13 protein-coding genes and 1 tRNA gene are annotated in these 16,105 nt (G+C 46.1%); 2 read left to right on the top strand and 12 right to left on the bottom strand.

Translation table 11 applies throughout. The features are described from left to right. Positions 1-2: 2 nt before the first annotated feature. A complete protein-coding gene (locus E4V70_RS08285) occupies positions 3-1,382 on the bottom strand; it encodes a sodium-dependent transporter (protein WP_122862637.1) in 1,380 nt (459 codons plus the stop codon). 230 nt (positions 1,383-1,612) lie between these two features. Between E4V70_RS08285 and E4V70_RS08280 the strand changes: the two genes are divergently transcribed. After that, a complete protein-coding gene (locus E4V70_RS08280; protein ID WP_122862636.1) occupies positions 1,613-1,912 on the top strand; it encodes a F0F1 ATP synthase subunit C in 300 nt (99 codons plus the stop codon). A gap of 43 nt (positions 1,913-1,955) precedes the next feature. Then, positions 1,956-2,039 (top strand) — tRNA-Leu (locus E4V70_RS08275). Positions 2,040-2,486: 447 nt separating this feature from the next. On the opposite strand, the gene E4V70_RS08270 is transcribed toward E4V70_RS08275, so the two are convergent. The 11 genes from E4V70_RS08270 to nhaD all read right to left on the bottom strand — a co-directional run bounded on the left by E4V70_RS08270 (position 2,487) and on the right by nhaD (position 16,025). Further along, positions 2,487-3,341 carry a universal stress protein gene (locus tag E4V70_RS08270; RefSeq protein ID WP_122862635.1) on the bottom strand — a complete coding sequence of 285 codons (855 nt, stop codon included), beginning with the start codon at positions 3,339-3,341 and terminating at the stop codon, positions 2,487-2,489. Positions 3,342-3,357: 16 nt separating this feature from the next. Continuing rightward, positions 3,358-5,556 (bottom strand): polyribonucleotide nucleotidyltransferase, encoded by a 2,199-nt coding sequence (locus E4V70_RS08265; protein ID WP_122862634.1) that lies wholly within the window; start codon positions 5,554-5,556, stop codon positions 3,358-3,360. Further along, positions 5,541-6,251, bottom strand: coding sequence for a phosphoribosyltransferase family protein (locus E4V70_RS08260; protein WP_232037849.1), 711 nt, complete (start codon positions 6,249-6,251; stop codon positions 5,541-5,543). Before E4V70_RS08260 ends, E4V70_RS08265 begins: the two co-directional genes overlap by 16 nt. Continuing rightward, positions 6,251-8,425 carry an LPS-assembly protein LptD gene (locus E4V70_RS08255; RefSeq protein ID WP_122862633.1) on the bottom strand — a complete coding sequence of 725 codons (2,175 nt, stop codon included), beginning with the start codon at positions 8,423-8,425 and terminating at the stop codon, positions 6,251-6,253. Before E4V70_RS08255 ends, E4V70_RS08260 begins: the two co-directional genes overlap by 1 nt. Continuing rightward, positions 8,415-8,864: an RDD family protein gene (locus E4V70_RS08250; RefSeq protein WP_122862632.1), complete on the bottom strand. Its 450-nt coding sequence runs from the start codon at positions 8,862-8,864 to the stop codon at positions 8,415-8,417. The genes E4V70_RS08255 and E4V70_RS08250 overlap by 11 nt, the downstream gene beginning before the upstream one ends. Continuing rightward, positions 8,861-10,114 (bottom strand): phosphoribosylamine--glycine ligase, encoded by a 1,254-nt coding sequence (gene purD, locus E4V70_RS08245; RefSeq protein ID WP_122862631.1) that lies wholly within the window; start codon positions 10,112-10,114, stop codon positions 8,861-8,863. The genes E4V70_RS08250 and purD overlap by 4 nt, the downstream gene beginning before the upstream one ends. A 232-nt stretch (positions 10,115-10,346) precedes the next feature. Then, a complete protein-coding gene (locus E4V70_RS08240; protein ID WP_122862630.1) occupies positions 10,347-10,979 on the bottom strand; it encodes a uroporphyrinogen-III synthase in 633 nt (210 codons plus the stop codon). Positions 10,980-11,061: 82 nt separating this feature from the next. Next, on the bottom strand, positions 11,062-12,279 hold the full coding sequence (locus tag E4V70_RS08235) for a PIN domain-containing protein (RefSeq protein WP_122862629.1): 1,218 nt from the start codon (positions 12,277-12,279) through the stop codon (positions 11,062-11,064). A 38-nt stretch (positions 12,280-12,317) separates the two neighbouring features. After that, positions 12,318-12,962 (bottom strand): cupin domain-containing protein, encoded by a 645-nt coding sequence (locus tag E4V70_RS08230; protein ID WP_122862628.1) that lies wholly within the window; start codon positions 12,960-12,962, stop codon positions 12,318-12,320. A gap of 129 nt (positions 12,963-13,091) precedes the next feature. Beyond that, positions 13,092-14,624 (bottom strand): glutamine-hydrolyzing GMP synthase, encoded by a 1,533-nt coding sequence (gene guaA, locus E4V70_RS08225; protein ID WP_122862627.1) that lies wholly within the window; start codon positions 14,622-14,624, stop codon positions 13,092-13,094. 9 nt (positions 14,625-14,633) lie between these two features. After that, positions 14,634-16,025 (bottom strand): sodium:proton antiporter NhaD, encoded by a 1,392-nt coding sequence (gene nhaD, locus E4V70_RS08220; protein ID WP_122862626.1) that lies wholly within the window; start codon positions 16,023-16,025, stop codon positions 14,634-14,636. Between the last annotated feature and the right edge of the window lie 80 nt (positions 16,026-16,105).

The raw sequence follows: 16,105 nt of genomic DNA, 5'->3' as shown, positions 1-16,105 counted from the left end.
GGTTAGCCTCTTAGCGCATTTATGGTAATAATGACGATGCTAATAGGAGCTACGAATCTAATCATAAAATACCAAATTTCAAAAACGGCCCTGCTCATATACGGCCCAAAAAGTATGTAAAGCGCGTCTTTTTTGATGACAAAGCCGACGAAAATCGACACCGTAATCCCGCCGATAGGCATGATGATGTTTGAGCTAAGAAAATCAAGGCAGTCAAAAAAGCTCTTGCCGAAAAATACCAAATTTTCCTTAACGCCTTCGATGCTTGAAAGTATGCACAAAATGCCCATGCAGTAGATGAAAGCGCCGATTAACGCGAGGGCTTTTTTACGAGAAAAGCCAAATTCTCGGATAAGATAGTGCGTAAACGGCTCTAGCATCGAGATAGCCGAGGTAATGCCCGCAAAAAGCAGAGCCGAAAAAAACGCAAACGCAAGTACGTGTCCGAGCGTGCCGAGCTTGGCAAACAGCGTAGGCAGCGAGATAAACACGAGCCCCACGCCCTGACTAGGCGTCGCGCCGAACTCAAACACGAAGGTAAAGATAACAAGTCCCATCAAAATGCCCATCACGACGTTTATCACGACGATGATGATCGATGAGCTAACGAGATTGGTATTATCGGGCAGCGACGCAGAGTAAACGATGATGACGCCGACACCTAGAGACAGCGTAAAAAATGCCAGTCCAAGCGCGGTTAGAATGCTACTTACGCCTAGTTTTGAAAAATCAGGAACCAGCAAAAATTTCACCGACTGCACGAAGCCGTCCATCGTAAACGAGTAGCTAAGCATAATGATAAGCAAGATAAGAAGCGAAGGCATCATCCAGACGTTTACGCGCTCTATGCCGCTTTTTATGCCCTTTGATACGATAAAAATACAGAGGAAAAACACGATCGTAAAGTAAAAAATTTGAGACGCGGCGTCGTTAGCGTAGAAATTTCCGAAAATTTTCTCCGAAGCCTCGACGTCTTTTGGCAGCTCGGTTATTACCATTACTGCGTATTTTAGTATCCATCCGATGATGACCGTGTAAAAAGAGGCGATAATGATCGCGCCTATCATCGTAAAACCCGCAAATTTCCAGGTTTCTTTGTATTTTGGAGCAAGCTTTTTAAAGGCGTTTACGGGGTCGGATTCGGAAAGCTTACCGATAGCTATCTCGCCGAAAAATATCGCAAGTCCGATAAAAAACGTCATAAAAAGATACAAAAGCACGAAGGCCGAACCGCCGTTTTGACCGACTAAATACGGGAATTTCCACGCATTTCCAAGCCCCACCGCAGAGCCCGCGACGGCTAAGATAAAGCCGATTTTTGAAAATTTATCCTGCGCCAAATTTAACCTTAGTATTTGAAATTTCAGAAGCGAGGCTAGCATAAAAAAGCTTTTAAAATTCTAATTTTTAAATAAATTCGTAGAAAAACGAAACATCGCTGAAATTTTTTGTAAATTTGTAGCACTACGCGGCAGCAAATTTGACGAGCGGAAAATTTATGAAAAATTTTTTCTGTTTTAAGTAACTCAAAGCTAAATTTTTATAAAATGCGCTATCAAAGCTTCAAAGTAGGGGTCTGATCCGAAATGGCTTAAATTTACAAGGAGACTTTATGAAAAAAGTTGTTTTCTTAATGATGGCTTTTGCTAGCTTCGCGTTTGCGGACGGCGGCGAAATGCTAAAATCTTACTCTGTTCTTGCAGCAGCAGTTGGTCTAGGCCTAGCGGCTCTTGGCGGCGCTATCGGTATGGGAAATACCGCCTCTGCGACAATCTCAGGCACGGCTAGAAACCCTGGCGTGGGCAGCAAGCTAACTACGACTATGTTCGTTGCTCTTGCGATGATCGAAGCGCAAGTTATCTACGCACTAGTTATCGCGCTAATCGTTCTTTACGCAAACCCAATGTTGTAATCTCGGGCGGGCTCGTCCCGCTCTTTGTTCTTTTAATCCACGTGCGACCTTGGTGGAACGGTAGACACGCTACTTTGAGGTGGTAGTGCCGAAGGGTGTGCGAGTTCAAATCTCGCAGGTCGCACCATAATTCTTATTAATTCCCAACAAAAACTCTTAAAACCATCAATAATCTGCTAGCCTAAAATGCAAACACGCATAAATAGATCAATATACACAAGCTCTCTTGCGGTTGCCATAATGCATTAAAGAGCTTAAGTCTATTAGAATGTTTTAGTAGCCGCCACTTTAAAAAGTTTACAAATTTAAATAACCGCAAAAATCAAATCAACAATTTAAGTTTTAAAAATCGTCAAAAGTAACAGCCCTGCAAGACAAATTTAATACGTTATAATTTATATCTAAATTTACAATAATAGCAGAGCATGAGAAAAGGAAAATCTCAAATTTAATCGGTAAGCGCCTGTAGTCAATTCTAAAATAAAAAAGCGACCGAGCTCCTATAAGAAGCCAGTCGCTTAAATTTGCATTGGAGCCAAACGTCAAATTTGAAAATTCGGCTCCAAATTTTGTCTTACATAAAGACCGGTATTGTCGTATTTTTAAGGAAATATCTCGAAGTACCGCTCAAAAATATCTCCAAAAAGCCGTTTTCGCCGTATCTGCCCGCCACGATCAGGTCAAATCCGCCCTCTTTAGCGCTTCTTAGCAACGCCTCGCCCGGCACCGAAGTCGTGCTCACGACCTCGTAAGTCGCCTGTATGCCGTGCAGTTTTAGGTACTCTTCTAGTTTTTTTAGATTTTCCTCTGCGCTACCGTCGCCAGAATGCGGCATGCAAGTGATGCAATGCACCTTTTTAGCTTTTTTTAGTAGCTCGATCGAGCTACTTACGGCACGCGAGTTTTGCGTCGAGCCGTTCCAGCTAACTAGGATATTGTCGGCCTTAAAGCTCGTTATGCGCCTTGGTATCGTGATAGCCGTTTTACCGCTTTTTAGCACCGCCGCCTCAAACGTACCCGTGATCTTACCGTCAAGCGGTACTGCGGCGACTACCATATCGCAAAATTTAGACTCCTGCTCGACCACCACGCTTCGCTTACCGCTTTTTGTGGTAAATTTAGCCGTCGTCTTGCCCTCGATCGGCTCGTCGCTGATCTGAACGTCTAGCTCTTCGCAAAGTTTATGAAAAATAGTCTCGTTGCGCTCGTGCTCGACGCCGAGCTCCGCTTTCGCCGCCTTTAAAAACTCGTCATAAAGCACGCCGCCTCGAAGCGTCATTTTCATATTATAAACGACGCCTGGATCTAGCTGGCAAGCCAAAATCTCGATGTGGCTGTTGAAATGCTTAGCGACCAGCAAAGCCCCTCTGATACGCTCTTTCACGTCGTCGCCCGCGCCGATTGGGAAAAATATTTTTTTATACTGCATCGGTTCTCCTTTAAATTTATTGCGCTAGAGAAAGGGAAATTTTGTGCCCTTTTTGCTCGCTGATTTTTACCTTGACCTTATCGCCGGCTTTTAGAGGCGTTTTGATCTTTGAGATATGCAAAAGTCCGTCCACGCCGCCGGGAAGCCCGATAAAGGCACCAAATTCTACCACGCTTTTTACCTCGCCCTCAAATTCGTCTCCGACATTAAATTCGGGCGTTTTGTGAGGCTTGCCGTCTCTGCCGCCTCTTTTGCCGCCAAAGCCCTTACCGCCGTCTTTTGAGACGATTTGGATGATATAATCTTTAGCCGCGTCTACGCTTGATTTTTGCGCGCCGGCAATCTTTACCTCGCCTTTTTCGCGGTCGAGATCGATAGCGACGTCAAATTTTTCGATGATCTCTTTTATCGTTTTGCCGGCTTGTCCGATGATGTCAACGATCTTGCCCGGATCAACGCTAAAAAGCTCTAGTTTAGGCAGTATATCTTCGTTTACGGAGATATTTTCGTTTGCTTTTTCCATCAAATTTAATATATGCAGCCTACCCTCACGCGCCTGCAAAAGCGCCTCTTTTAGCACGTCAAGGCTGATACCGCCCAGTTTTATATCCATCTGAAGCGCGGTTATGCCGTCTTTGCTACCAGCAACTTTAAAGTCCATGTCGCCGTCGTGATCCTCTAGTCCCATGATGTCGGTTAGAACAGCGTGTTTTTCGCCCTCGAAAATTAGTCCCATCGCAACGCCCGCGACTAGTTTTGGCGTATCGACGCCGGCAGCTCTCAGCGCCAAAGAGCCGCCGCAAACGCTGGCCATCGAGCTTGAGCCGTTACTTTCTAAAATTTCGGACACGAGTCTGATCGTGTAAGGCGAATTTACGTCGATGCTAGGCGCAAGCGCGCGTTTAGCGAGATTGCCATGACCTAGCTCGCGTCTGCCCGGAGCCTTTAGCGGGCTAGCCTCGCCGACGCTAAAGCCCGGGAAGTTATAGTTAAACATAAATTTATCCGTCACGGCGCCTTTTTCCGTTAGCATATCATACATCTGCGCGTCGCCGTCGGTGCCTAGGGTCGCGACTACTAGAGCTTGCGTCTGGCCGCGGGTAAAGAGGCAGCTACCGTGGGCGTTTGGCAGGATATTCGTCTCGATGCTGATCGGGCGAACCTCCTTAAGCCCTCTGCCGTCGGCACGAACGCCCTCGTTTATGATCTGCTCGCGGACGATTTTTTTCTTAAATTTAGCTAGGACGTTAGAGACGACCTCCTCCTCCCAACCCTCTTTTTGAGCTACTTCATCGGTCAAAATTTGCTTAGCGATTTTAGTTAGTTCGCTAGCGCGCTCGCTTTTAGCCATCTGATTTATCGCGGCTTTTACGTCGTTTTTATAAAATTCGTTTAGATAAACCGCCACGCTCTCGTTTTCAATCTCCGGTTTTAGCTCTAGCTGCGCGTCTTCTTTTTTATGCTGACTAAATGCTTCTTCATAAGCGTTTGAGGCGCGAAGTATGGCTTTACCGGCCTGCGCGATCGCCTCCACGATGAGATCTTCGCTAAATTCGTTCATGTCCTGCATCGCTATCACGCCGCCGCCTAAATTCGGATCCATCATAGGATCTAGCGCGATAGGTACTATCTCGTCTTTTTCCGTCGCGATACTTCTCATCTCGATCATCAAAAGCTCGTCTTTAACGCCAGCCACGTAAAGATCGAGCGCCGAAGTTTTTAGCTCGGAGTTGCTAGGATTTATCACGAATTTATTGTCTATATATCCCACGCGCACGCCGCAAACAGGCGCATTTACAGGGATGTCGCTAAGATAAAGCGCGACTGAGGCTGCATTTAGACCGACGACTTGCAAATCAACCTCGGGATCGCAAGATAGCACCATAACGACGATTTGCGTCGGGTATGCGTAGCCCTTTGGAAAAAGCGGACGAAGCGAACGGTCGATGATACGCGAAGTTAGCGTCTCAAAATCCCCCGGCTTGGTTTCTCTTTTTACGTAGCCGCCGGGAATCCTACCCGCTGCGTACGTTTTTTCGATGTATTGTACTGTTAGCGGTAAAAAATCCTCGCTAACTTGCGTGTCCTCGCGAGCGACGGTGGCTAAAACGACGGTATTTTTTACGCGTAAAAGCACCGCACCGCTAGCTTGTTTGGCAACCTTGTTTATATCGTAAATTTCAACTTGATTATTGACTTCTATTGAATACTGCATGCCCTGACATCTCCTTGTTTTTGTAATGGTATATAAAACGGACTCTCCTCTAATATAGAAAGCACGGTTTCGGGTTTTGGTTCGATTTTGTTTTCGTAGTAAAAATCCACCTCGATAAAATTTGCGATCTTGTGCACGGCATAAATTTCATCCACTAGCGGCGCGATAGCTGCGGCGACGTCGGTAGCTATGAGTGGCGTAGCGTAGGTGACCGATTTTACCCTCTCGCGCATAAGCGTTTTTAGGCAGGTTAGCGCCGTGAGTCCCGTCTCGCAGCCCTCGTCGATGAGCAGGATGTTTCTATCCTTTAGATCGCCGATGAGATTGCCTTTTCTAAATTTATAGACGTTTTTTAGGATCTTTTCGTCGTACTTACGGTCGGCCTCGCCGTAAACGAAGTCGTAGCTAATGCCAAAGCTCCGAATCAGCTCGTCGTTTAGCACCACGTCGTCCTTTTCGCTAACCATCGCGATTTCGCACTCTGGGTTATTCGGAGCAAAGATGCGCTCGCAAAATAAAATCTCGTAGCTCAAATTTAGTCCGCGAGCCACGCTATCGACCATGATAACCGAGTCTATAGAGCTGCATATCATCAGATATTCGCCCGCGACCAGCTCTTTTTTGGGCAAAATTTCAAGTAGCTTTTCGGCTGCTTCGAGCTGATTTTTAAACATAAAGTCTTCGTAGTTGCCCATCAGCTACCCTGTGTCGTCTGTCCTACCGAAAAGTCGTAATGCACGCCGCCCATCGGATAGAAATTTATAAAGAAGTAAACGCCTCTTGATTTTTTGGCGGCTGTTCCGCTCGTGGTCGTCGTAGGCTCAAGCTCCTCTTCGTAGACAAAGGTGTAGTTCCAGCACTTTCTGCGGTGAGAGACGCCTAGCTGCCACTGCTTGTTATAGTCGCGCTCGAGGTCATACTGGGTACCGCTAAATAGTCTATAGTTATGCGGAAGCTCGACGTAACCGTTTAGGTGTAGATAGTTTTGCTTTTCCTGCGCATTTTTTCTTTGCATCGTGTGCCAGAGGCTAGCGCCGAATTTATCGTGAGTATAGCTCGCGCCGCTTTGGACTTTTTCAAAGTATTTATTTACGTGCGAATACTCAAGCCTATTGTAAAAAGATAAATTTGCTAGCGGATACCAGCCGATTATATTTTTCAAATTTGAGCGCTTGTTCTCTTTCGTATAATAACCCTGCGAAATCGTATGTCGTAAAAATTTTCTTCCATTTTCGTTAAAGAAATACTGCGTCGCTCTGGCTGAAATCTCGTCTCTAGTATGCTGAGGATTTATAAAGCTTTGGTATTTTCGTCCGAGCATATCGTAGACGTATACGTTGCCGTCATCCTCGGCAGTTTCGTATTTATCGGGCAGGTCGCCTTCGTTGTAGGCTTTTACGACGTAGTCAACACCTAAATTCACGCTATGATAAAAGCTCTCATAAGCTTTAGCTAGATCCGTATAAAGCGAGAATTTGTGATAGTTTTCTATATAGTTTGCGCTTCTATCCTCATCTCCGGTCGGGCGATACATTTTTTTTGCATAATCCACGTGAGTGGCGTATAGATAGTGATAGTAAGAAAATTTAAGATAATCGTCCGCCAAAGGTAGGTGAAAAGAAACCGGCAGATTAAACTCATACTGCGTCGCTTTTACGCCGATTCTTCTCGTGTAGTTATGCGAGCTTAAATCAACTGAGTAAAGCACGTTAGGCAAAATAAAGCTATCGGTAAATTTATGATACTGAAAGCTTGGATACTCCTGCAGCGTATCTTTGTTTTCGTTTGGGCTACCGATTTTTGAGGTATTTACGTAATATCTCGCGTATGCGCCAAAATAGTGCTTATCGCTACTTAGAAAATAGTTTAGCTTTGACGTCACGAGAGGATTGTCGTCGCTACCCGCGCCGCGCTTTTTCAAATTTATATAGTCGATATCATTTAGCGCCGTAGCATCAAGCCACAAGCCCTCTTGCAAATCCTCGCTTATTAGGTGCTTAACGAGCCTGTCGCGCTCGTATTTGACCTCAGCGCCTTTATGCGTTTTATTTTTTAGAGGAAGTCTTAGCGAGTTTTTCTCGATCTGTCTTTGGCGGTAGCCCTCGGTATCTCTAAATGCGCCTAGCGTCACCGAGCCTCTGGAATACGGCGAATCGGCAAATCTAAACGTACCGTAGATACCCGTGCCGCGTCTAGTGCGAATTTGCGGATCAAACTGCAAGTCCCAGCTGTCGTATTCGGCGATGTAGATCGGTTGTTTGTAGTAAAATCCGTCGTTTTTGCCGTAGCCAAGCTCCGGCGGCAAAAGTCCGGTACGTCTGCGCGTATCGGTGGAAAAGCCAAAATACGGCAGATAAAACACGGGGACGTTTCCGACGTAAAATACGGGGTTAAATAGATGTAAAAATTTACTCTCGCGGTTTAGTTTACCGCTGCTAAATTTAATCTTCCAGTCCGGGTCTTGGACGTTGCAGCTTGACACGACCGCACCGTTTACTCTGTAAAATTCGGACGTACTGTTGCTCTCGTCGCTTTGCATCCATACTTCCATGTCGCGGTTCATCATAAATAGCGTCTCATAGTTGCTATCTTTGCTATTCAGATCGATCTTTGCGTACGAGCAGCGCGAGATTTCGTCCTTATTTCTTATCAAATTTACATTACCGAAAAGCTCCAAAATTTCTTTTTGCTGATCGTAAACGGCTCTATCCGCGCTCATCAAATAATCTTGCGAATAAACAAGCACGTTTTTATCTGCCGTAACAACGCCGTCGTCGCGCTTTACGTCATCGGCTAAAAGCTCGAAATTTTGAACGGCATAGCAACTAAAAGCCCCGAAAATAAGCGTCAAAAAAATTCTAGTAAACATTTATAACTACCGTTTTCGCGGCCTTATCTTGCCACGTTTGAAATAATGGATTTGAAAACGCCCATGCAAAACCTAGAAAAAACGCGTTTTCGCTGATAATGCGCACCAAAGAGCGGGTGAGAGAATTTAGCAGATTGGGTTTATCTAGCAGATCGATATCCACGCACACGATCTTCATCGTGACCTTGCCGATACTAGCGCCGCAATACCACGTAAAAAACGTCTGGTAAATAACCTCGAGCAAGACTATCTGCGGTATCATTTCTATAGCTAACGCACTGATTTGCTCGTAGTCTAGTCCGTCAAAATTCTCGTAGTAAACGGCATAAAACAAAAACGAGATGAGAAATTTATCTATCCCCCACGCGACGGCTCTTTTGCTGACGCTAGCGAGCGTGATATTTTCGTTTTCGAGCCTGTCGATGACGCTCCTTCTCATTCGCGCCCTTTTAGCATTTGCCAGGCGATATCTTTTCGGTACTGCGCGCCGTCAAATTCTACGTTTTCGCAAAGCTCATAGGCCTTTTGTTGCGCTTGTTTTATACTTTTGCCAAGTCCCACGCATACTAGCACTCGTCCGCCGTCGGCATATATCTCGCCGCCCTGTTCGCTCACGCCGGCAAATGCTATGTGCGAGTTTTCAGGCACGTTTTTTACGCTGATTTTGGCCCTAGGCGAGCTTGAAAAAGGATAATTTTTAGTAGCCATCACAACCCCGACGGCAAATTCGTCTTTTAGCTTCACGGGTTTTAGATCGCCTTTTGCCGCGTTTAATAAAATTTCACCCAGATCGCCATCTATTAACGGCATTAGCACTTCGCACTCAGGATCGCCGAAACGCACATTAAACTCAAGCACGTACGGCATACCTTTAACCACCATAAGCCCCACAAAAAGCACGCCGCAGAAAGGATTTCCCTCGGCTTTCATGCCTTTTAGAGTCGGTTTTACGACCTCTTCTTCGACCTGTTTTATTAGCTCGGGGCTTGCTAGCGGACTAGGAGCGTATGCGCCCATGCCGCCGGTATTTGGTCCTTCGTCGTTATCTTTTAGGCGCTTATGATCTTGCGCTACCGGCAAGCTAACGAAATTTTCGCCGTCGCAAATCGCAAAAAAACTGAGCTCAAATCCGTCTAAAAACTCCTCCACGACCACGCGTTTGCCCGCCTCGCCAAAGCTCTCTCCGCTTAGCATACCCTTAGCCGCGGCCTTTGCTTCCTCGCGGCTTTGTGCTATTATCACGCCTTTGCCAGCGCACAGTCCGTCGGCCTTAACGACGACGGGAGCAGCAAGAGAGTCGATAAATTTGGCCGCAGAATCGTAATCGTCGGTATTTAGATAGGCCGCCGTTCGGATAGCGTTTCTAGCCAAAAAGTCCTTCATAAACGCCTTACTACCCTCAAGCCTAGCCGCAGCCTTGCTCGGTCCGAAAATATTTAAATTTCGCGCCTTAAAGATATCCACGACGCCATCGCTTAACGGCGCTTCTGGACCGACAATCGTTAGTTCTATTTGCTCAGTCTCGGCAAATTCTGCGAGCTGATTATAGTCTTTGATGTTTAGATTAGTGCCGAGCTTTGAGGTGGCTCCGTTGCCCGGAGCAAAGAAAAGCTCGTGTTTGCGGGATTCTTGAAGTTTTAGAGCTATGGAGTACTCGCGCCCGCCGCTTCCGATTATCAAAATTTTCATAATTTCTCCAAAAATAAAAACCCAAGTGAGCGGTGCGCATATAAGTGGCCCGAAAATTCAAAGCCAACCTTGCAAATAGGCGGTTCCTTTAGGTCGCAACTTCTCGCGCTTGCACGCTCAAACGAAGCCGCGTCACACGGTCGCCGCACATCTTCGCCGAAACTAATGTGTTGGACCCTATAAAAATACGCTGCCAAATCACTCAGGCAAGGCTATTATATAAAATTTTAGCTTAAAGTAGCGTTTTTGCGAGGCTTACGCAGGAATTTATATTTTGCTGAGCGCTCACTGCGGGCGAGGTAAAAATTTCTAGCTCTTTTGCCGTCGTAAGCCCGATAGCGACGGCTTTATAGCTCTCATCCCAGCCGAAATTTCGCACAAAATTTCGCACCGCCGAGGGAGCGGTAAAAATGATCGCCGAGTTTTTGGGCGGTTTTTGCTCATTTTCAAGCGGCTTAAAGACGTTTTCGTAGGCGATTATTTGCGTCAAATTTACGCCGCTTTCCCACAAAATTTCGCCCACGCTCGAAGCCGTCTCGCGCGCTCTTAAAAATAATGTTTTTTTGCCCTTTAGAAGCGGTGCGATCTCGGCGGCAAAGTCGTTTCCGTGAGCGTTTTTTGCAGTGTAAATTTGAGCAAAGCCAAACTCGCCGGCCGCACGGCTAGTGCCGTCGCCGATGGAGTAAATTTGCAAACTAGCGGGCGAAATTTGATTAAATTTTAGCGCGTTTACGGAGTTTTTAGAGGTCAAAACTAGCGCGTCAAATTCGGCTAAATTTACGCTAAATTTATTAAATTTGATCTCGTTTAAAACCAGCGTCTTTACGCCCTCAAATTCCAAATTTGACCCGACCAGATAGATCATTTTCGCCCTTAAATTTATGATTTCGCGACCAAATTTTACCGCAAATTCTCAAATTTTAAAAGCCGTAGCCAAAAAGCAAATTTTATTTCGCCACGCCCCGCCTGCTTAGATACTCTTTTGCCTTTTGTTTTAGCGCTTTATACAGCTTGCCGGCGTCCTCTGCGCCGTATTTTTTCACCAGTCCGTTGTGAAAATCGCCCAAATTTTTACTCTCGAACGCGATTTTTCTAATCTCTTGCTTTTTTGCCTCATCTATCTTGATCGGAAGCTGCGGTTTTGCCGCATTTCCAGCTTTATTTTTTGCCTCGTTTTGCGGCGCGGGAGCTTGCTTTGATTTTTGCGGCGGACGCTTGTTTGATAAAATTTGCCCTTTTCCCTCCGCTTTAAGATCCTCGCTAGAAGCTTTGTCGCTCAAATTTTGCTCAGCGTCTTTCGGATGCTCGGTAGGACCCGGATCATCGCTCAAATTTGCTTCTACGGCTTTGGTTTCTTGTAAATTTTCATTATTTGTCGCTACGCCGTTTTCGCTCTCTAAGTGCTGCGGTTTTTCGGGCTCCAAGTTTTGCACTATTTGCGAGCGATTTTCTAAATTTTGCTCTTTTGCCTGGACGATTTGAGCCTGCAAAGCCTCGCCGCTTAAATTTGACTCAGTTTTCGATTTTTCTCGCTCGTCAAATTTTTGCTCGTCGCCTTGCGTCGCCGGCCTAGATTTTGCGGAATTTGGCGCAGCGATACGCTTTACTTCGCCTTTTTGCGCGCTTTCTATTTGAGGTTTTTTGTAAATTTTCCTCGCGTCCTCTTTTAGCGCGTTATACACGCCGGCGCCGTTTTTGCTGCCGAATTTTGAGATAAATTTCATATGAAGCTCGCTGAGGCTGCCCGAGTTTCGTATCAAGATCGCGATTTCGTCTTGATTTTCTTCGATGAGCTGCGCCGTATGCGAGCGGTTGAAGTCAAATTTGAGTTTATGGAATTTGCTGCCGTTTTTATCTTGTTTATTAAAAAAATCTATCACGTCGTCGTAAAATTTATCGTTGCTGACGATGTAAAATTTGTCTTTTTTGTGCGAGAGTTTGCCCATTAAAAAAGTAATTATTTTATCGGCATAGTCCTTGTGAGCGCTTTCTAAAAGTATAATTTTTATTTTGATTTTTCGCGCCAGAAACCACGCCAAAACGGAGATGCTTAGCTTTTGTCTATTGTTGGTTACGATATAAATTTTATCTTTTTGTCCTAGCTTTTTTAGCGTTGCTAGATTATCTACGCTTATGTTTTCGTCATCTATTATAAATCTTGCCATATATTTCCTAAACGAGTCGGGGCAATCGCCCCGAAACTCTACATCTTATCTTTTGTTACGATGAGTAACATTTTAAATTTTTCCGGGATCTTTAGCCCGTGCGGGATTTTGCCCGGAAGCACGATGGTGTCGCCCTTTTTGATATCAAAATGCTCGTCGCCGATGGTTAGCTTCATCTCGCCGTCAAGCGCGATCAAAAGAGCGTCGCCCGGAGCCGCGTGAGTGGAGAGTTGTTGGTCTTTTGAAAACGACAGTAGAGACATCGAGCCGCTTTCGTTTTTGACGAGCGTTTTGCTCACGATTTTGCCCTCTTCGTATTCGACCGCATCTACTAGGCTAAAAATAGCCGCCTTAGGTAAATGATCTATCATTAAGTCCTCCTTAAAATCGATTGAGACGTATTTCGTCGGTTTGTTGAAAACTAGTTTTCGCCATACTTTTTTCTCTATCAGGCAGGCCTGTTCGTCGCCTAGGCGCATCTGCTTTTCGCCGTAGTGCAAACTCGCACCGCCCTCTACGACCCACGCGAGGCTGTCGCAAAACAGCATCTCGTGATCTAGCTCCTCGCCCGCATCAAAGGCAAACACGTCGACGTGAGCGTTCTCGCAATCAAAAATTCTCTTGCTAACGACGCTTTTTGCGATCACTTTCGTGTCGGCGTTTAGATTGTAAATTTTACTCATTTTTCTTCCTTTCGTAAATTTACGCATCATTGTAGCTAAAGTTTTTGGACGATTTATTGATAAGGATTATCTCTTTTTGTCAAATTTGAGTCGTTTTAAAATAAAATTTAGGCGCAAAACGCCTAAATTTTACTCCCACTCTATCGTTGCAGGCGGTTTGCTCGAGATGTCGTAAACTACGCGGTTAATGCCGTCTACTTCGTTTATTATGCGGCGTGAGACGTTTTCTAGCAGATCATACGGCAAGCGCGAGAAACTAGCCGTCATACCGTCACTGGCATCCACTACGCGTATGCACACGGCATTTTCGTAGGTGCGGTTATCGCCCATGACGCCCACTGAGTGCACGTTTAGCAACACGCAAAATGCTTGCCACGTTTTGTTGTACCAGCCGCTTGATTTTAGCTCGTCGCGCAGGATCACGTCGGCTTTGCGTAGCAGCTCGAGGCTCGGCGTATTTACCTCGCCCATTATGCGGATCGCAAGGCCCGGACCGGGGAACGGGTGACGAAACACGAGCTCGCGCGAAAGACCAAGCTCAAGGCCTAGCTGGCGCACCTCGTCTTTAAAAATCTCTCTTAAAGGCTCGATTAACTCAAAGCTCATCCAATCAGGTAGCCCGCCCACGTTGTGGTGGCTTTTGATCGTCTTGCTCGAGCCTACGACCGAGCTTTCGATGATGTCGGTGTAGAGCGTACCTTGGGCTAAAAATTTGACGTTATCGTGCTTTTTGGCCTCTTTTTCAAAGATTTCGATAAAAGTTTCGCCGATTATCTTGCGCTTTTTCTCTGGATCTGTTACGCCAGCAAGCCTTTCCAGGAAAGTTTTACTCGCATCTATGCTAACTAGCTCCACGCCAAGCTTAGTTCTAAAAGTCGCCTCGACCTGCTCGCGCTCGCCCGTTCTAAGTAGTCCGTTATCGACGAAAACCAGGATCAAATTTTGCGGTATCGCAGCAGCCAAAAGCGCAGCGGTAACAGAGCTGTCCACGCCTCCGCTAACGGCACAAAGGACTTTTTTGTTGCCCACGGTTTCTTTTATTTTAGCAATCTGGGTTTTGGCAAAGCTGCCCATATTCCACGTGCTTTCGCAGCCGCAGATATATTTGGCGAAATTTTTTAAGATCTGCGTACCGAACTCGCTGTGCTGCACCTCCGGATGAAACTGCAAAGCGTAAAATTTGCGCTTTTCGTCGCCAAATACGCAATAAGGCGAATTTTCGCTAGTCGCGATCGCCTCAAAGCCGTTAGGTAGGTTTTTTACGAGGTCAGAGTGGCTCATCCAGACGATTTGCTTTTCAGGCGTATCGGTAAAGAGCGGATGGGATTTTAGAGCGTTTAGGCTTGCCTTGCCGTACTCTTTGTGAGAAGCCGGAGCGACCTCGGCGCCGAATTTATGCGCCAAAAGCTGCATGCCGTAGCAAATGCCTAAAATCGGCAGCTTTAGCTTAAATACGCCCTCGTCGCAAAAATACGCATCCGGAGCATAAACGCTAGCAGGGCCGCCGCTTAGGATTATGCCTTTTGGTTTTTTCGCTTTAATCTCCTCGACCTTGACGTTAAAAGGCAAAATCTCGGTATAAACGCCCTGCTCGCGCAAGCGTCTAGCGATGAGCTGGGTATACTGCGAGCCAAAATCCAAAACTATTATCGTGTTATTCATGAGCGTCCTTTAAAAATATAAATGAAAAATTTCAAACTGTATGTACCAGATCACGACCGATACGATATAGCCGGCAACCACGGTCCAAGCGTATTTCATATGCGCGCCGAAGGTGTATATGCCCTTTAGTTTGCCCATGACGCCGACGCCGGCGGCAGAACCGAAACTAATCATCGAGCCGCCGATACCGGCAGTCAAGGTAACTAGTAACCACTGACTTAAGCTCTCGCCCGCATCCGCGCCCATCATAGGATTTGCTTTTAGTACGGCAGACATTACGGGGACGTTATCCACGATAGCAGATAGGAAGCCGACGCCGATATTTACGGTCGTAGCGCCGAATTTATCATAAAGTGAAACGGCATAGTTTAAAAATCCGACGAAGTGCAGCGCGCCGACGGCTGCAAGGATGCCGAAGAAGAAGAAAAGCGTGTTGTTTTCGATCTTTGACATATAGTGAAAGACGTGCATAGGCTCTTCGTTTTTATTAGTTTTTTTGTAGATGTAGGTGTAGATACTAAGAAGCGAGAAGCCAAACATCATGCCCCACATCGCAGGTAGGTGAAAAAGCTGGTGCATCATAACTGCCGAAAATATCGTAAATGCGCCAAGACCGATAACGACTTTGCCGCCCTTTTTGATGCTTACTTTCGGCTCTGTTGCAGGGTCAAAATGCGGACTGCCCGCAGGCACTATGCGCGCTAGCAAGAAAGCCGTAACTAGCCAGCCGATAAATGAAGCAGGGAAAAGCGCAAAAAAGTCGATAAACGGAGCCTTACCCGCAGCCCACGTCATCAGAGTCGTGATATCGCCAAACGGACTCCACGCGCCGCCTGCGTTTGCTGCTACGACAATGTTTATCGCACCAGCGACTAGGAAATTTGTATTATTTCTATCTATCGTTAAAAGTACCGTGGAGAGGATGAGAGCGGTAGTTAGGTTGTCGGCGACGGGACTGATGAAAAATGCCAAAACGCCCGTTAGCCAAAAGAGTCTTTTGTACGTATAGCCCTTGGAGACGAGGTTGTATTTTAGCGCGTTAAACACGTCTCGCTCGATAAGCGCCTCGATATAGGTCATCGCGACCATGAGGAAAAATACGATCTGCGAAATCTCTAAAATCAGGTGATTTACCTCATTTTGTAGCAAATGCACGTCTAGGCCGTTTGCCAGCATATAAAAGCCGATGAGTAGGAACATAAAAGTGCCGATAAATATGGCCGGTTTAGCCTTGTCGATGTGAAAATTTTCCTCCGTAGCGATGAAAAAATATCCCACCACGAAAATAATTAGGCTCGCGATACCCACCCACGTAGTCGTTAAATTTAAAGCCTCGCCCGCAGCGTCGCCACTACCAAAGGCCAAAGCGAAAAACAGACTCAAAAGTCCGACGATCTTCATTTACTCTCCTTGATTTATAGTTTATTTATTTTTTCGGTTTTGCTGTTTGAGGGCTCGGACGGCGCTTCGTAGAATGGATC

This window comes from Campylobacter showae (assembly GCF_900699785.1).
Lineage (GTDB): Bacteria > Campylobacterota > Campylobacteria > Campylobacterales > Campylobacteraceae > Campylobacter_A > Campylobacter_A showae_D.
This window is presented reverse-complemented; position numbering and strand designations above follow the sequence as displayed.

Coding starts and splice junctions, on each gene's coding strand:
- E4V70_RS08285 (WP_122862637.1), bottom strand. CDS start 1,382: ATGCTAGCCTCGCTTCTGAAATTTCAAATACTAAGGTTAAATTTGGCG.
- E4V70_RS08280 (WP_122862636.1), top strand. CDS start 1,613: ATGAAAAAAGTTGTTTTCTTAATGATGGCTTTTGCTAGCTTCGCGTTT.
- E4V70_RS08270 (WP_122862635.1), bottom strand. CDS start 3,341: ATGCAGTATAAAAAAATATTTTTCCCAATCGGCGCGGGCGACGACGTG.
- E4V70_RS08265 (WP_122862634.1), bottom strand. CDS start 5,556: ATGCAGTATTCAATAGAAGTCAATAATCAAGTTGAAATTTACGATATA.
- E4V70_RS08260 (WP_232037849.1), bottom strand. CDS start 6,251: ATGGGCAACTACGAAGACTTTATGTTTAAAAATCAGCTCGAAGCAGCC.
- E4V70_RS08255 (WP_122862633.1), bottom strand. CDS start 8,425: ATGTTTACTAGAATTTTTTTGACGCTTATTTTCGGGGCTTTTAGTTGC.
- E4V70_RS08250 (WP_122862632.1), bottom strand. CDS start 8,864: ATGAGAAGGAGCGTCATCGACAGGCTCGAAAACGAAAATATCACGCTC.
- purD (WP_122862631.1), bottom strand. CDS start 10,114: ATGAAAATTTTGATAATCGGAAGCGGCGGGCGCGAGTACTCCATAGCT.
- E4V70_RS08240 (WP_122862630.1), bottom strand. CDS start 10,979: ATGATCTATCTGGTCGGGTCAAATTTGGAATTTGAGGGCGTAAAGACG.
- E4V70_RS08235 (WP_122862629.1), bottom strand. CDS start 12,279: ATGGCAAGATTTATAATAGATGACGAAAACATAAGCGTAGATAATCTA.
- E4V70_RS08230 (WP_122862628.1), bottom strand. CDS start 12,962: ATGAGTAAAATTTACAATCTAAACGCCGACACGAAAGTGATCGCAAAA.
- guaA (WP_122862627.1), bottom strand. CDS start 14,624: ATGAATAACACGATAATAGTTTTGGATTTTGGCTCGCAGTATACCCAG.
- nhaD (WP_122862626.1), bottom strand. CDS start 16,025: ATGAAGATCGTCGGACTTTTGAGTCTGTTTTTCGCTTTGGCCTTTGGT.